The 15,460-nt window shown below is 70.3% G+C and carries 17 protein-coding genes; 8 read left to right on the top strand and 9 right to left on the bottom strand.

The genetic code is table 11. From position 1 onward, the window contains the following. Nucleotides 1–47 precede the first annotated feature (47 nt). Entirely contained in the window at nt 48–413 is a 366-nt protein-coding gene (locus ACFVXC_RS04475; protein ID WP_389901311.1) for a darcynin family protein, read from the top strand. Nucleotides 414–430: 17 nt separating this feature from the next. Here the strand turns inward: ACFVXC_RS04475 and ACFVXC_RS04470 are convergent, their stop codons facing one another. The 4 genes from ACFVXC_RS04470 to ACFVXC_RS04455 all read right to left on the bottom strand — a co-directional run bounded on the left by ACFVXC_RS04470 (nt 431) and on the right by ACFVXC_RS04455 (nt 3,323). Further along, nucleotides 431–1,180, bottom strand: a complete 750-nt coding sequence (locus tag ACFVXC_RS04470; RefSeq protein ID WP_389901310.1) for an aminoacyl-tRNA hydrolase — start codon at nt 1,178–1,180, stop codon at nt 431–433. A gap of 344 nt (nt 1,181–1,524) precedes the next feature. After that, nucleotides 1,525–1,710 carry a hypothetical protein gene (locus tag ACFVXC_RS04465; RefSeq protein ID WP_389901309.1) on the bottom strand — a complete coding sequence of 62 codons (186 nt, stop codon included), beginning with the start codon at nt 1,708–1,710 and terminating at the stop codon, nt 1,525–1,527. A gap of 10 nt (nt 1,711–1,720) precedes the next feature. After that, complete coding sequence (locus tag ACFVXC_RS04460) at nt 1,721–2,686, bottom strand: polysaccharide deacetylase family protein (RefSeq protein ID WP_389901307.1); 966 nt, start codon at nt 2,684–2,686, stop codon at nt 1,721–1,723. 199 nt (nt 2,687–2,885) lie between these two features. Next, nucleotides 2,886–3,323, bottom strand: coding sequence for a hypothetical protein (locus ACFVXC_RS04455; RefSeq protein ID WP_389901305.1), 438 nt, complete (start codon nt 3,321–3,323; stop codon nt 2,886–2,888). A 156-nt stretch (nt 3,324–3,479) separates the two neighbouring features. On the opposite strand from ACFVXC_RS04455, the gene ACFVXC_RS04450 reads away from it, so the two are divergent. The 3 genes from ACFVXC_RS04450 to sph all read left to right on the top strand — a co-directional run bounded on the left by ACFVXC_RS04450 (nt 3,480) and on the right by sph (nt 6,502). Continuing rightward, the gene (locus tag ACFVXC_RS04450; protein ID WP_389901303.1) at nt 3,480–4,670 is read left to right on the top strand and encodes a Cmx/CmrA family chloramphenicol efflux MFS transporter; all 1,191 of its coding nucleotides are present in this window, start codon (nt 3,480–3,482) and stop codon (nt 4,668–4,670) included. Nucleotides 4,671–4,675: 5 nt separating this feature from the next. Then, a complete protein-coding gene (locus ACFVXC_RS04445) occupies nt 4,676–5,290 on the top strand; it encodes a TetR/AcrR family transcriptional regulator (protein ID WP_389901301.1) in 615 nt (204 codons plus the stop codon). Nucleotides 5,291–5,479: 189 nt separating this feature from the next. Next, on the top strand, nt 5,480–6,502 hold the full coding sequence (sph, locus tag ACFVXC_RS04440; RefSeq protein ID WP_389901299.1) for a sphingomyelin phosphodiesterase: 1,023 nt from the start codon (nt 5,480–5,482) through the stop codon (nt 6,500–6,502). Between the two features lie 57 nt (nt 6,503–6,559). On the opposite strand, the gene ACFVXC_RS04435 is transcribed toward sph, so the two are convergent. Both ACFVXC_RS04435 and zapE read right to left on the bottom strand, forming a co-directional pair. Continuing rightward, nucleotides 6,560–7,924, bottom strand: a complete 1,365-nt coding sequence (locus ACFVXC_RS04435; RefSeq protein ID WP_389901297.1) for an alkaline phosphatase PhoX — start codon at nt 7,922–7,924, stop codon at nt 6,560–6,562. 94 nt (nt 7,925–8,018) lie between these two features. Then, on the bottom strand, nt 8,019–9,110 hold the full coding sequence (gene zapE, locus ACFVXC_RS04430; RefSeq protein WP_389901296.1) for a cell division protein ZapE: 1,092 nt from the start codon (nt 9,108–9,110) through the stop codon (nt 8,019–8,021). A 37-nt stretch (nt 9,111–9,147) separates the two neighbouring features. Here zapE and ACFVXC_RS04425 point away from each other — a divergent pair, with 37 nt between their 5' ends. The 4 genes from ACFVXC_RS04425 (at nt 9,148) to msrB (ending at nt 12,540) form a co-directional block, all read left to right on the top strand. Next, complete coding sequence (locus ACFVXC_RS04425; protein WP_389901294.1) at nt 9,148–9,978, top strand: pyrimidine reductase family protein; 831 nt, start codon at nt 9,148–9,150, stop codon at nt 9,976–9,978. 145 nt (nt 9,979–10,123) lie between these two features. Continuing rightward, nucleotides 10,124–10,597, top strand: a complete 474-nt coding sequence (locus ACFVXC_RS04420; protein WP_389901292.1) for an indole-3-glycerol phosphate synthase — start codon at nt 10,124–10,126, stop codon at nt 10,595–10,597. Between the two features lie 111 nt (nt 10,598–10,708). Beyond that, nucleotides 10,709–12,103, top strand: coding sequence for a UDP-N-acetylmuramate--L-alanine ligase (gene murC, locus ACFVXC_RS04415; RefSeq protein WP_389901290.1), 1,395 nt, complete (start codon nt 10,709–10,711; stop codon nt 12,101–12,103). Between the two features lie 29 nt (nt 12,104–12,132). Continuing rightward, nucleotides 12,133–12,540 (top strand): peptide-methionine (R)-S-oxide reductase MsrB, encoded by a 408-nt coding sequence (gene msrB, locus ACFVXC_RS04410; RefSeq protein ID WP_389901289.1) that lies wholly within the window; start codon nt 12,133–12,135, stop codon nt 12,538–12,540. 75 nt (nt 12,541–12,615) lie between these two features. Here msrB and ACFVXC_RS04405 read toward each other — a convergent pair whose 3' ends face one another. From ACFVXC_RS04405 to ACFVXC_RS04395, 3 genes are all read right to left on the bottom strand, one after another. Beyond that, nucleotides 12,616–13,944 carry a M28 family metallopeptidase gene (locus ACFVXC_RS04405; protein WP_389901287.1) on the bottom strand — a complete coding sequence of 443 codons (1,329 nt, stop codon included), beginning with the start codon at nt 13,942–13,944 and terminating at the stop codon, nt 12,616–12,618. A 520-nt stretch (nt 13,945–14,464) separates the two neighbouring features. Next, on the bottom strand, nt 14,465–14,929 hold the full coding sequence (locus ACFVXC_RS04400; protein WP_389901286.1) for a hypothetical protein: 465 nt from the start codon (nt 14,927–14,929) through the stop codon (nt 14,465–14,467). 101 nt (nt 14,930–15,030) lie between these two features. Further along, nucleotides 15,031–15,441, bottom strand: coding sequence for an organic hydroperoxide resistance protein (locus ACFVXC_RS04395; RefSeq protein ID WP_389901285.1), 411 nt, complete (start codon nt 15,439–15,441; stop codon nt 15,031–15,033). Nucleotides 15,442–15,460 lie beyond the last annotated feature (19 nt).

Genomic DNA, 15,460 nt, shown 5'->3' with positions numbered 1-15,460 from the left:
TCAGTCACCCAAGCAATCAACCGCCCAACGCCCAGGAGGCACCTGCCATGTCCGCCGAGAACACGACACCCCCGGTCACCGCTTTCATGCTCATCAAGACCACACCTGAGTGGCTCGCCATGACCGTTCAGGAGCGGGTGGACGCCTTCTCCACCCAGGTCATTCCCGCGATCAAGGCCAAGACGACCGGCGTCCGGTCACGCTTCTACGACACGGAGTTCTACTCCACCCGCGTCACCGACGTGTGGGTCTGGGAGGCCGACGACCACGAGGCCTACCAGCTCCTCATCGACGCACTGCGCGAAACCCCGTTCTGGGACCGCTACTTCGAGATCATCGATCTTCTCGTCGGCACCGAGAACGGCTACGCCCGTACCTACGGCCTCGCCCCCGTGGCCACCGTCACCACCTGAGAGCAGGGCGAGGCGGATCAACGCAGGGCGGGGTGGTCGGCGACCACGGTGCAGGAACCGGGCGCGATCTCCGTGAAGCCCGCGTCCCGCACCACCGGCAGGCCGCTCGCCACGAGTTCGCGCCAGAGCGCGGCGTCCGGGGTGCGGACGGAGAGCGGGAAGCCGGCGTCCCGCCAGGCCGCGCGCTCCTCGTCCGACAGCTCCCACCAGGCCAGTTGGGCGCCGTGCCCCGCCTGCGCCATCGCCTTGCCCGCCGACATGTCGACGTCGGGGTTCATCCACAGGACCGGCGAGGCCGCGTCCGGCGGCGGCACGGCTTCCGGATCGTCCAGGTCCGTACCCGAGACCTGGAGCCGCGCCAGATCCTTGGGCCAGCCGTCCAGCGGCACCGGCGGGAAGACGCGGACTTCCGCAGACTTGCCCGTGACCGTGATGCCCGGCAGCGCCTCGGCCCGCCGCCACTCGGCCCCGCGCGCCCGCCGCACCACCTTGCGGATCCGGGCGTCCTGCCAGTCCCGCATGGCCTGCGCCCACTCGCCGTCACCGAGGGACCGCTCGTCGCCGAGCATGACGAGCACCGCGCGGGCCGCCGTCTCCAGGGCGTCCGTACGGTGCGGAGGCTCGGCGCGCTCGATGCGCGCCACCAGGGGCAGCACGAACTGCGGTGCCTCGTCGCGCGTCGTCTGCTCCACGCGGAAGGGGCTGTCCTGGGGGTCTGGGGTGTCCTGCGGCCGGGTGTTCCCGGCGGAGGCCTGGTCGCTGCTCACGGCCCCAGTCTGCCAGGCCGCCAGGCGGAAGACCGGGCCGGTCAGGGGCTTTGCTTCCTGCTCTCGCCTCTTGTCCCGCCGCCCCACCCTTGCGCGAGGATGCCCGCTTGGACAGGGATCCTGCGAGGGCCGCGCCGCGGTTCGACAGGGCGGGGCGGCGCCATGCGATCGGCGGGCCGTGGATCCTGCGCGCCGTCGGGATCGGCCTGCGCGCGGGCACGCTGGTGCGGATCGAGGGGGGGTGCCCCTATGACTTTGGCCAAGGGGCGAACGGCACCGGCACATCGACGCTGCTGCGGCAGATGGCCGGGATCGACGCCCCGAAGCGCGGGACCCCGGGTGGCTCAGCCCGAGCAGGCCGTGCGCTGTGCCTCGTGCCACTCGCATACGGGGCACAGCGTCACGCCCTTGTGCGTCTCCGGGTACTCGGTGGGCTCGCGGCACAGCACGCACTCGGCGAACGGGCCCTCGGCGGTGTCTGCGGTCTCTGGGGTCTCTGCGGTCTCTGCGGTCTCTGCGGTGTCGACCATGCGGGCCAGGCTATCCGTGCTGTCCGCGCTGTCCGTGCGGTCCGTGCTGTCCGTGTGGTCCGTGTGGTCCGTGTGCGCCCGCCGCCCGGATCTGCTCCGACACCCGGACGAACCGGAAGCCCCGCTCGCGCAGCTTCGGGACGATCTTCCGCAGGGCGCGCTCCGTCGTGGGAGCCGCGCTGCGCGTGCAGTGCATGACGACGACCGAGCCGGGACGCACCCCGTCGAGCACCTGCCGGGCCACCGCGTCGGCGTCCGTCGCGAACGCGTCGCCGCTCACCACGTCCCACTGCACGGCCGTGACCCCGCCGGGAGCCAGCGCGCGCAGCGCCCGCTTGTCGTAACAGCCCCCGGGGAAACGGAAGTACGGCACCTGGTGCTCGACGCCCGCCTTGCGGAAGGCGGCGAAGGCGCGCTCCATGTCGGCGCGCATGCCGGAGGCGGGGACGGTCGGCAGCCCGTAGCAGCGCTTGGTGAAGGCGTAATGGCTGTACGAGTGGTTGGCGACCTCGAAGAGCGGGTCCCGTCCGATGTCCTTGGCCTGCGCCGGGTACTCCTCGGCCCACCGTCCCGTCATGAAGAACGTCGCCGGTACCTTCAGCCGGCGCAATGCCGCCACCAGCGCCGGATGGTCGAAGCGCTCACCGGACGCGGCGCGGGGGCCCTGATCGGCGGTCATGTCGGCGTCGAAGGTGAGGGCGACGGTGGGGGCGGCGGATGCCGGGGTGCGGGGGGCGTTCTTGAAGACCGGGGTGAGGCCCGCGGGGCCGGGGGCGAGCGTCGCGGGGCGGGGCGGAGCGCTCGCCGCGGCACGCACGGCTGCCGGGTCGCGGCTGCCCGGAGCCGGGTCCGAGCCACAGGCTGTGAGTGTGGTGAGGGTCAGGGCGGTCAGGGCGCAGGTGGCGGCCAGTCTCTGTGCGGTCAGTCTCCGTGCGGCCAGTCTCTGTGCGGTCAGTCTTCGTGCCAGGGTGATCATGTGGCGAACGTATCGGCACAAAAAGGATTAAATGGTGAAGGCTGAGCCGCACTGCCCCGGACGGCCGAACCGTCGAACCGCCCGGTGGGTCTCCCGGGGCGTGGGTGGGCGCGGGTGGGCGTGGACGCGGGCGTGGGAGTGGGTGCGGACGCGGGCTACGCCTGCCGGTCAGCCGCTTCGAGCGGTAATGCCGGAGTGTTCAACGCGCCGAAATCACCCCCGTCGGCGACGCCGCCTCGGTGAACCGCTGTCGCAGCAGCTCGTACTCCTCCTGGCGGCGCGGCAGTCGGCCCGGTGGGCGCACCACGGAGCGCGGCACCGTGACCCGCTGGCCGAGCAGGAACTGCTCCCGTGTCAGGTCCAGTTCGACCCCGCTCGCGAGGCGGTTCCACCAGTGGAAGCCCTGCTGCTCGCCGTCGACCGACCACACCTCGCCGACCAGCAACTCGCCGCCGAACATGTCGTGCACGAGGATCGTCGTGATGTCGCAGTGCCCCCATGACGGGTTCTCGGTGGTCCACGGGGAGCGGTCGGCGTCGTCGGGCGAGCAGGTGTCGGCGGACCACGCGGCGCGCAACGCCGCTTCGATGCCGGTCGGAGTCAGCGGATTCGCACCGGTCAGGTGCAGCGGATTCATGACGATCAGAATGGCACCCACCACTGACAACGGCGCATGGGCGCGACCCCGCGACGGCCATTTTGAAGCGATCGATTCATAATGTGCTAGCGTCCTGATCGTCAATTTTGGAGCGAGTGCTTCAAAAGTCGGTCGCGATCGGAAGGGTGTACGTCAATGCCGCCTGCGGTGTACATAGTTGGGCTCGGCATCTTCACTCAAGGGACCTCGGAGTTCATGCTGTCCGGCCTGCTGCCCGGCATGGCCGCCGACCTGGGGGTGTCGATCCCGGACGCGGGGCTGCTGATCTCGGCCTTCGCGATCGGCATGGTCGTCGGCGCGCCGCTGCTCGCGGTGGCCACCCTGAGCTGGCCCCGGCGGACCGCCCTCGTCTCGCTCCAGGCGGCCTTCGTCGTCGCCCATGTGATCGGCGCACTCGCGCCCGGCTACGGAGTCCTCTTCGTCAGCCGCGTGGTCAGCGCCCTCGCGTACGCCGGGTACTGGGGCGTGGCCGTGGCCGCCGCGGTCGCTCTCGTGCCGTCGGCGGCCAAGGGCAGGGCGGTCGCCGTAGTGGCGGGCGGTCTGACCCTCGCCACGGTCGTCGGCGTGCCGGCCGGCACCGTCCTGAGCCAGTACTCCAGCTGGCGCGCCGCGTTCTGGGCGGTGGCCGCGGCCACCGTGGTGAGCCTGGTGTGCACGCTGCTCGTAGTCCCGGGCGGCCGGGGTGACACCGGGCGCACGTCGGCCAGGGCCGAGCTGCGCGGCATGGCACGACCTCAGCTCTGGCTCTCGTACGCCGTCACGGCCTTCGCCTTCGGCGCGGTCATCGTCACCTTCAGTTATCTCGCGCCCCTGCTGACCGAGGTGAGCGGAGTGTCCGAGGGGTGGGTGCCCGCGGTCCTCGCCCTGTTCGGCGTCGGCGGGATGGTGGGCCTTGTCATCGGCGGGCGCACGGCCGAGGCGCGCCCCCTGCGGACCCTGGGCCTCGGGCTCGGCGCCCTCGCCCTCTTCTCCGCGCTGCTCGCGCTGACGGCCGGTTCCACCGTCGTCGTGATCGCGCTGGTCTTCCTGCTCGGCCTCGTCGGATACGTGACCAACCCGGCGCTCCAGTCACGGGTGTTCACCCTCGCCCCGGCGGCCCCGACGCTGGTCGGCGCCACCAATACGGCCGCGTTCAACGTCGGCAACACCCTGGCCCCGCTCCTCGGCGGCCTGACCATCGACGCCGGACTCGGCTACGCCTCCGTGGCCTGGGTCGGCGCCGCGCTCGCCAGCGCCGGAGCGGTGGCCGTGCTCTGGGCGGCACGGCTTCAGCGGGTGGAGCGGGACCACGCTTTTTGTACGCGTATTCCAAAACCCGTACTGTGAGGACCATGGCCAGGCCACGAGAGTTCGACGAGGACCGTGTCGTCACCGCGGCCATGGAGACGTTCTGGCGGCACGGCTACGAGGGCACATCGACGCGCGCGCTGTGCGAAAGCACCGGACTCGGTCCCTCCAGCCTCTACAACACCTTCGGCGGCAAGCGTCAGCTCTACCTGCGCGCCCTGCGGCGTTACTACGACACCATCACCGCCGAGCAGATCGAGATCCTGCGCGGCGAAGGACCGGCGAAACAGCGGCTGCGGGACATGATGGTCCACGCCGTGGACGCCGATCTCGACGAGGCGGACGGACGCGGCTGCTTCGCGATCAACGCGGCCGTCGAGATCGCCGGGCTCGACCCGGAGGTCAAGGACGCGGTGCGGCGCAACTTCGCCCGGGTGGAGGAGGAGTTGCGCGCGGTCGTGACGGCAGGCAGGCGCACGGGCGAGCTCCGCTCCCCGGCCGACGCGGGAGCCGACGCGGGAGCCGACGTGGAGGCCGACTCCGTGGCCGTCGCGCGCCGGGTGCAGAGCACGTACTACGGCCTGCGCGTCCTGGCCCGCGTCCAGGACGACCGACAGGCACTCCTCGACACGGTCGACAGCACACTCGCCGGTCTCTGACGGCTCGCACGGAACGGCTCGCACGGACCGGCTCGCACGGACCGGCTCGCACGGACCGGCTCGCACGGAACAGCCCACACAAAAACGTCATGCGCATGCCGCAGGATCTTTGTTCACGCGACGTATCCCCAGAAGTAATCGCGGCTGATTGGATATGCGACGCCATACCCCCCACTCTCAGGAGACCAAGTGCCGCACCCAGCGCCGCGCAGGACTCACGCCGCCGTGATCACCACGGTGCTCGCCGCGGCCACGCTCGTCGCCGTCGCTCCGTCCGCGACCGCCGCCGACGGGCCTGCCGCCTCTGTCGACACTCCCGCGACTTCAGCGACTTCAGCGACTCCCGCACTCAAGGTGCTCTCGTACAACGCGTTTCTCATGAGCAAGAACCTTTACCCGAACTGGGGTCAGGACCACCGCGCCAAGGCGATACCGGCCGCGGACTTCTTCCAGGGCAAGGACGTGATCGTCCTCCAGGAGGCCTTCGACAACTCCTCGTCCGACGCGCTGAAGGCCGACGCGGCGGACCGCTACCCGCACCAGACCCCCGTCATGGGCCGGAGCAAGGACGGCTGGGACGCCACCGGCGGCGCCTACTCCTCGGTGACTCCGGAGGACGGCGGAGTGACCGTCCTGAGCAAGTGGCCCATTCAGCGCAAGGAGCAGTACGTCTACAAGGAGGCCTGCGGCTCCGACTCGTACTCCAACAAGGGCTTCGTCTACGCCCAGTTGAACGTCAACGGCAAGAAGGTGCACATCGTCGGCACCCACACCCAGTCCACCGACCCCGGCTGCGGCTCCGGCGAGGCGGCCGCGACCCGCTCCTCGCAGCTCAAGGAGATGGACGCCTTCCTGGACGCCAAGAACATCCCGGCGGACGAACAGGTCCTCGTGGCGGGCGACTTCAACGTCGACTCCCACAGCGGTGAGTACGCCTCGATGCTCGCCGACGGCGGCTTCGCTCCCGCCGACGGCCGTACGGGTCACCCGTACTCCTTCGACACCCGGGACAACTCCATCGCCTCCGAGCGCTACCCGGACGACCCCCGCGAGGACCTGGACTACGTCCTGCACCGCAAGGGCAACGCCCGCCCCGCCACCTGGCACAACGAGGTGGTCAAGGAGCAGAGCGCGCCCTGGACGGTCTCCAGTTGGGGCAAGAAGTACACCTACACCAACCTGTCCGACCACTACCCGCTGATCGGTTCCTAGCGACCGCGGGCGAGACCCGCGGGGTGCGTGGCCGGTCGCCGCGCACCCCGCGCCCCGTCAGGTCCTGTGCCAGGGCCCCGTCACCGCGAACGTCGTGCCGGGGGTGTAGCAGTTGACGTACATCGTGTCGTGGTCCGGCGAGAAGCAGACGCCCGCGAACTCGCCCCACTCGGGCTCCTGGGGGGTGCCGATGTTCTGCTGCCCGCGGGCCATCGCGTAGACCTCGCCGCGGCGCGTCAGACCGTACACGTGCTGTGCGCCACCGCCGTCCTCGGCCACCATCAGGCCGCCGCTGGGGGCGAGGCAGATGTTGTCGGGGGACTCGCCGGGCAGTTGGATGTCGGTGCTCGGACCGAAGACGATCACCAGGGTGAGACGGCGCTCGGACGGGTCGTAGCGCCAGATCTGGCCGAAGTGGTCGGCCGCGGACCCCTCCGCGCTGTGGGCGAACGACGAGACGAAGTAGACGGACTGCCCGCCCCAGTAGCAGCCCTCCAGCTTCTGCGCGTGCGTGATGCCCTTGGGGCCGAAGTCCTGGTCCCTGATGGGCGTCCGGGCGGCCAGCGGGTCCGGTACATCGACCCATTCGATGCCTTTGAAGCTGGCGCCCGTCTCCTGGATCGCGGACAGGTCGGGCACTCCCGGCACCCGCATGGCCTGCAGCGTGCCGCCCGCGCGGAGCGAGCCCCGGCCGCCCTCGGGTTTCTTGGGCAGGAAGCGGTAGAAGAGGCCGAAGGGCTTGAGGAAGGCGTCCTCGGTCTCGTAGACGACACCGCGCCTGGGGTCTACGGCGATCGCCTCGTGCTGGAAGCGGCCCATCGCGGTGAGCGGCACGGCTCCGGTGCGGTGCGGGTCGACGGGGTCGACCTCGAAGATGAAGCCGTGGTCCTTGGTGTAGCCGTTCGTGCCGGCCTTGTCCTCGGTCTCCTCGCAGGTCAGCCAGGTTCCCCAAGGGGTAGGGCCGCCCGCGCAGTTGACCGCGGTCCCGGCGATCGCGACGCGCTCGCTCAGGACGTTGTCGTGGCGGTCGAGCTCCAGCGCCGTACAGCCGCCCTTGCCCATCGGGTCGTAGGTGATGCCCTCGACCGTGGGCACGGGGACTCTGCCGGTGACGCGGTTCTCGTGGTTGCGTACGAGGTTGGTTCCGCCGCGCTTGCCGCGGAAGGTGGCCATGCCGTCGAAGTTGCTCGGCACCTTGCCCTCACCGGAGGGAAGATCGTCGCCCTCCCGCGAGAGGACCTTGTAGCGGAAACCTTTCGGCAGATCGAGCAGTCCGGCGGGGTCGGGCACCAGCGGCCCGTACCCGGCCTTGCCCTGAGCTGCCGCGCTCCCCGCGAAGAGTTCCGAGAGCGCGCCGGTGAAGGCGATTCCCGCACCCACCGCACCGGTACGGGCTAGCACCTGACGTCGTGTCGTGGACATAAAAGGTCGACCTCCTGCTGGCGGACAGGAACATGACCGGATGTGTGTACCACGCGCCTAGGCGTGCGGGAACCACGCGCGTAGCGGTGAGTCGCTACGCCTTGACGAGGCCCTGCGCGTCCCGCGCGAGCGCCGTGAGACGCGATATCGCCCGGAAGTACTTCTTCCGGTATCCGCCGTTCAGCATCTCCTCGCTGAACAGCTGGTCGAAGGGGACACCCGAAGCGAGCACGGGGACCTCGCGGTCGTACAGGCGGTCGGCGAGCACGACGAGGCGCAGTGCGGTCGACTGGTCGGGGACGGGCGTCACATCGGTGAGGCAGACGGCTTCGAGCCCGTCGGTGAGTGCTCCGTACCGGCTGGGGTGGACGCGCGCGAGGTGGTCGAGCAGATGCGGGAAGTCGTCGAGGCTCGCCCCGGCGGTCGCGTACGCGGCCTTGGTGACCTGCTCGTCCGAGTACGGAGCGGGCGCCTGCGGAAGACCCCGGTGGCGGTAGTCCTCGCCGTCGATGCGCAGCGACTTGAAGTGGGTGGCAAGGCCCTGGATCTCGCGCAGGAAGTCGGCGGAGGCGAACCGGCCCTCACCGAGCTTGCCCGGCAGTGTGTTCGAGGTCGCGGCGAGCGCGACGCCCTCGTCGACGAGGCGCGCGAGCAGCGAGGACACGAGCACGGTGTCACCCGGGTCGTCGAGCTCGAACTCGTCGATGCAGAGCAGCCGGTGCCCGCTGAGGGTGCGTACGGTCTGCTGGAAGCCCAGGGCCCCGACCAGGTTCGTCAGCTCGACGAAGGTGCCGAACGCCTTCTGCTCGGGCGCCGCGGGAGTGGCGTGCCAGAGGGAGGCGAGGAGATGGGTCTTGCCCACTCCGTAGCCGCCGTCGAGGTAGACGCCGCGGGGTCCGGTGGGCGCCGCCGCCTTCTTCTGGAACCAGCGGCGCTTGCCCGCACCGGACGAGTGCGCCCCGCCGAGCCCGGCCGCGAAGCCGCTCAGGACCCGCACGGCCTCGGTCTGGCTCGGCTGATTGGGGTCCGGGATGTACGTATCGAAGCGGACGGAGTCGAAGCGCGGCGGCGGTACCATCTCGGCGACCAGACGGTCGGCGGGTACGTGGGGCTCGCGGGCGCACAGCGACTGGGGACCCGCTTCGGCTATGGAGCTCTGGCCGGGGGCGGTGGTGGAGGACGACACGGTTCCTAACTCTAAGCGCCGTGCAAGACTGCTGGACATGCGACGCCTGTTCCCTGTGACCGACCAGACAGACGAAACAGCAGTACGAGAAGCAGTGGTACGAGAAACAGCGGTACGAGAATGGGGACTGGGGGAGCTGGCCGACGCGTACGCCTATCCCTCGGGCGACGCGGCTCCCTGCGGCGGCACCGCTCCCGCGGGCGGCACCGCCTGGCTGCGCGCCAACATGGTGTCCACGCTAGACGGCGCGGCCCAGCACGACGGCCGGTCACAGCCGATCTCCAACAACGCGGACATGCGGATCTTCGGCACCCTGCGGGGAATCGCCGACGCCGTGATCGTCGGCGCCGAAACGGTCCGCCAAGAGGGGTACCGACCGGCACGCGCGCGTGAAGCCTTCGCCGCGCGCAGGGAGGCGGCCGGGCAGACGGTGGCGCCCGCGATCGCCGTCGTCAGCGCGAGCCTCGACCTGGATTTCACCCTTCCGCTTTTCACCGAGCCGCTGGCGCCCACGCTCGTGGTGACCGGTGCCGCCGCGCCCGCCGACCGCATCGCCGCGGCCGAGAAGGCGGGCGCCGTGGTGGTGATCGCGGGGGAGGGGGCGGTCGTCGAGCCGGAGCGGGTCGCGCCCGCCCTGGCCGAGCGCGGCCTGACCAGGCTGCTGACGGAGGGCGGACCCTGCCTTCTCGGCCAGTTCGTGGCGGCGGGGGCCCTGAACGAGCTCTGTCTGACGGTGTCCCCGATGCTCACCGCGGGGGACGCGCAGCGGATCTCCTGGGGCTCCGCGGTCCAGGTGCCGGAACGGTTCGCACTGGTTTCCGTGCTGGAGGAGGCCGGGTTCCTCTTCACCCGATACCGTCAAACCTGACAATCAGCGGAATCATCCGTTCCGTTTCGCTTCCGCTGGGCACACTAAAAGTCGCAGACCCCGTGTGGCCACGGGGCAGGATGGTTTCCGCAGGGGCCTGTCGAGACAGACTCTCGGCGGCCCACGGATGAGAAGGGCGCCTGTCGTGTTCACAAGCGTATTGATGATCGAGAAGGCCCTGACCTCCGCCGACGTGGAGTTCGTCACCACCTTGCACGGCGAGGAGCCGGTCACCTTCCGGGTGCTGCTCCAGCCCCGCGGCGACCAGGCGGACCGCCTGCTGCGGGCCATCGACGACGTGGCTCTGGGGGAGATCGACGACGCGGCGAGGGAAGGGGACGTACCCGAAGGCGAGGATGCGACGGGCCCCGCTCGGAAGGCGCTGGGGGTCTCGCTGACGGCGCTGCGCGCGGCGGGCTGCGAGGCGTCGGGGCAGCTGATCGAGGACCACCCCCTCGACGCGCTCAAGCAGCTGGTCGACGAGGCGAACGCGGACGAGGTCATCGTCCTCACCGACCCGCACTACGTAGAGGAGTTCTTCCACCGGGACTGGGCGTCACGTGCCCGGCACAAGGTGGGCGTTCCGGTCCTGAAGCTGTTCTCGCACACCGAGGACTGAGCGCCTCCCCGCGCCCCTCACGGGGCGCAGGTGTGCTCGCCGCCTGCCCGAGGCAATAGTCTGAGCTCTGCTCATCTGCCGTAACTCTTGGACTCTTGGGGAGACACACGTATGGCACCCGGCCTGCCCACCGCCATGGACCGACCGCACTTCATCGGCATCGGCGGCGCCGGAATGTCGGGTATCGCCAAGATCCTGGCCCAGCGCGGCGCCAAGGTCGCGGGCAGTGACGCGCGGGAGTCCGCCACGGCCGAGGCCCTGCGGACCCTGGGCGCCACGGTCCACATCGGCCACGACGCCGCGCACCTGGCGTCGGACGCGACCAGCGTGGTCGTCTCCTCGGCCATCCGCGCCGACAACCCGGAGCTGGCCCGTGCCACCGAGCTCGGCATCCCGGTCGTGCACCGTTCGGACGCCCTGGCCTCCCTCATGGAGGGCCTGCGCCCGATCGCGGTGGCAGGCACGCACGGCAAGACCACGACGACGTCGATGCTCGCGGTCACCCTCTCCACCCTGGGCCTCGACCCCTCGTACGCGATCGGCGGCGACCTGGACGCCCCGGGATCGAACGCGCTGCACGGCGAAGGCGACATCTTCGTGGCCGAGGCGGACGAGAGCGACCGCAGCTTCCACAAGTACGCGCCCGAGGTCGCCATCGTCCTGAACGTGGAGCTCGACCACCACGCCAACTACGCGTCGATGGACGAGATCTACGAGTCCTTCGAGACCTTCGCGGGCAAGATCGTCCCCGGCGGCACGCTGGTGATCGAGGCGGACCAGCCGGGAGCGGTCGAGCTGACGAAGCGCGTCCGCGACCTCGGCGAGCTGAAGGTGGTGACCTACGGCGAGTCCGAGGGCGCCGACCTGCGCATCCACAAGATCACCGCACGCGGCCTGACCAGCGAGGTCACGGTCGTCCTGAACGGCAAGTTCCTGACCTTCACGGTCTCGGTCCCCGGCCGCCACTACGCCCACAACGCGGTGGCCGCCCTGGCCGCGGGCATCGCGCTCGGCATCCCCGCGCACAACCTCGCCTCCGCCCTCGGCTCCTACACCGGCGTCAAGCGCCGCCTCCAGCTCAAGGGCGAGGCGGCAGGCGTCCAGGTCATCGACTCGTACGCGCACCACCCGACCGAGATGACGGCCGACCTGGAGGCGATGCGCTCCTCCGCGGGCGACTCCCGCCTCCTGGTCCTCTTCCAGCCGCACCTCTTCTCCCGCACGCAGGAGCTCGGCAAGGAGATGGGCCAGTCCCTGGCCCTCGCGGACGCCTCCGTGGTCCTGGACATCTACCCGGCCCGCGAGGACCCGATCCCCGGCATCACCAGTGCCCTGATCATCGACGCGGCCGTGGCGGCGGGCGCGGACGTACGGGCCGCGCACGACAAGGCCGAGGCGGTTTCGGCCATCGCGGGAATGACGCGACCCGGTGATCTCGTTCTCACCATGGGAGCGGGCGACGTCACGGACCTCGGCCCGCAGATCCTGACCGAGCTGTCGAAGTAGCAAGCCGAAGTAGTAAGGGGTTCAGTCTCATGTCGTACGACGTCGAGAAGCCGGACGAGCAGTGGCGCGCGGAGCTGAGCCCCTCGGAGTACGCGGTCCTTCGCCAGGCGGGCACGGAGCCCGCGTTCGTGGGTGAGTACACGGACACCAGCACCAAGGGCGTCTACTCCTGCCGCGCCTGCGGCGCGGAGCTGTTCACCTCGAAGGAGAAGTTCGAGTCGCACTGCGGCTGGCCGAGCTTCTTCGACCCCAAGGACACGGACGCGGTCGAGCTGCTCCAGGACACCTCGCACGGGATGGCCCGCACGGAGGTCCGGTGTGCACGATGCGGCTCGCACCTCGGGCACGTATTCGAGGGCGAGGGCTATGCGACGCCGACGGACCAGCGGTACTGCATCAACTCGATCTCGCTGACGCTGGCGCCCGAAGAGGGCTGAGCCACCGGTCACGATCCCGGCGCCCGGCAGCGGACCCACGCTGCCGGGCGCCGGGCGTGTGCGCTCCGGACGGTGTCAGAACGTCAGCTTCCAGCTGTTGATGTAGCCGGTGTCCTGCGCCGCCACATCCTGCACGCGGAGCTTCCACGCTCCGTTCGCCGCCTCGCTCGACGCGTTGACCGTGTACGTCGCGATGACGTTGTCCGCCGAGTCGTTGCTGCTGGAGTTCTTCAGGCGGTACGCCGTGCCGCCGGGGGCGAGCAGGTCGACGACCACGTCACCGCGCCAGGTGTGCCGGATGTCGACGTCCACCTTGAGGGCGGCCGGGGCGTTGCCCGTGCGGCCGGTCACGTTCACCGTCGAGGTCACGGCCGCGCCGTTGTCCGGGATGGTGACGTCAGCGGTGTTCTCGTACGAGTCACCGGGCGGGACGGTGGTGCCCGTGCCGAGGGTCCAGACGGCGTAGGCGATGGCGTCGCTGTTGCGGTCCAGGGCGGTGTCGTTGATGTTCGCCGAGGTGTCGCAGGACGAGTGGTAGCACCGGTCGAAGGCCTGGCCCGCCGTGCCGCCCCACTTCTGGGCCTGCGCGGACGTCTTGGTGTAGTCGGCGCCCGAGAAGAGGCCGCCCACCGGGATGCCCACGTTCTTGAAGCTGGCGTGGTCGGAGCGGCCGTCGCCCTCGGTCTCGATCTCCGTGGGGAGGTTCAGGCCCGCGTAGTAGTCCTTGAAGGTCTTCTCGATCGTGGGGTCGTCGTCATAGACGAAGTAGCCCGGGTTCGGGGAGCCGATCATGTCGAAGTTCAGATACCCGGAGACCTTCGAACGCTCCGCGGCGGGGAGGTTGTTGACGTAGTACTTCGAGCCGATCATGCCCAGCTCTTCCGCGCCCCACCAGGCGAACCGCAGATGTTTCGTCGGCTGCAGCTGTGCGCGCGAGACGGCGAGCGCGGTCTCCAGGATGCCTGCCGAGCCCGAGCCGTTGTCGTTGATGCCGGGTCCCGCGGTGACGCTGTCGAGGTGGGCGCCCGACATCAGGACCTTGTTCGGGTCGCCGCCCGGCCAGTCGGCTATGAGGTTGTAGCCGGTGGCGCCGCTTGAGGTGAACTGCTGCACGGTGGTGGTGAAACCGGCCGCGTCCAGCTTGGCCTTCGTGTAGTCGATCGACGCCTTGTAGCCGGCACGTCCGTGGGCGCGGTTGCCGCCGTTGGCCGTGGCGATGGACTGGAACTGCGAGAGGTGCGCCTTGACGTTGGCGAGCGGGATGTCGGGGGCCGCGAGCGTCGGCGACGGGGCCGCGAGGGCCGCGGGCGCGGTGGCCGCGATCAGCCCGGCGGCGGCGAGTGCGGCGACGCCCGCGGTGGCCCGTCTCAGGGTGCGGGGCAGGGCAGGTCTGGAGATTCGCATGTGGGGCTCCGTATTCCGAACAGCGAGGGGGACGGAACGTACTGACGCCCTGCGACGCGGATGCCGCAGGGCGCTGGAGCTGCGCTGAGCTTGAGTCAGGTGGGTGGCGCGAAGTGCGTTGCCTGATATTGGGGGTGCGCCGACTCGCCGTCAAGAGAGGAATCCGGTCAGAAACCGGGAAGCGGGGTTCGCATATCGGACGCATGCCGGGCGCGTGCCGGACTTCCGTCGGGCGCATGTCGGACTTATGTCGGACTTATGTCGGACGTGGCGCTGGGTGCCGCGTGCGGGATCCGGCCGAGCGGCGCGGCTCGGCGGAAACTCAGCCGTGCAGCCCAGCCTCCCGCTTGCGCCTCTCCAGGAGATGGTCGCTGAAGAGGTGCCGGTGCCGGTCGAGCGGTACGTCCACCTCCGGAGCCCCGGCCGCGACCGCCCCCGACTCCTCCGGCTGTAGAGAGGTGATCGTAGGGCGGGGAGGTCGGGGAGGTGGTGCGGGGCGCGCGATATACGGGCCGGAGGCCTACTGCTCCTCGTCCGACGCCTCGGGACGCAGCAGCGGGTGCTTCACGCCCGGGAACACCCGGGCCTTGACGACCGGCTCGGCGGACGCGCCCTGGATCACCGTCTCGGCGATGCCCCACGGGCGGCCCGGCAGGTCGACGAGGATCGTGTACGAGTTCGCGCAGCCCATGCACTCGTAGCAGTCCACCCAGGTCTCCACCTCGGTGCGGCTGCCGGGGTAGCGGGCCACGTGGCGGTGGCGGGCGTGGCAGTGGTCGCACTTCTCGCCGGGCTCGCAGGTGCCGCCGCAGGGGCACGGCACGTCCAGGGTCTCGGCGGGCTGCCAGCGCTGCGTGACGACGGCCTCGCGGGTGGCGCCCATGTCCTTCATCGCCTTGAGGTTGCGGGCGGCGACGTTGTACGACTCGCCGGTCGACGTCATCCGGTTCCGGATCACGTCCTTGCGTCCGCGGTTCGTCGTCATGCTGGGCCTCCTGGGGTTCACGCAGCCCACCAGGAGGCCCATGAGATCGGTACCTCTACGGTACCCGCCGTCGGGGCCTTGTCCCGAATCCCGATCCGCCGCTACTCGATGACGAGCTCGACCTCGATGTTGCCGCGCGTGGCCTTGGAGTACGGGCAGTACGCGTGCGTCGCCTCGACCAGCTTCCGTCCGGTCTCGCCCGCCAGGGAGTCCGGCAGCTCCACGCGCATCACGACCGAGAGCCCGAAGCCCGTGTCGTCCTTGCCGATGGAGACCTCCGCGGTCACCGAGACGTCCTTGACGTCGACCTTCATCTCACGGGAGACCGCCCCCATCGCGCTGGCGAAGCAGGCCGCGTACCCGGCGGCGAAGAGCTGCTCGGGGTTGGTGCCCTGTCCGTCGCCGCCGAGCGCCGGGGGCATGGCGAGCGTGAGGTCGATCTGGCCGTCGGAGCTGACGGCGCGGCCCTCACGGCCGTTGGCGGTGGCGACGGCGGTGTACAGCGCGTTCATGGGATGTCCTCTTCCCTCG

The organism is Streptomyces sp. NPDC058257, assembly GCF_042881845.1.
Lineage (GTDB): Bacteria > Actinomycetota > Actinomycetes > Streptomycetales > Streptomycetaceae > Streptomyces.
This window is presented reverse-complemented; position numbering and strand designations above follow the sequence as displayed.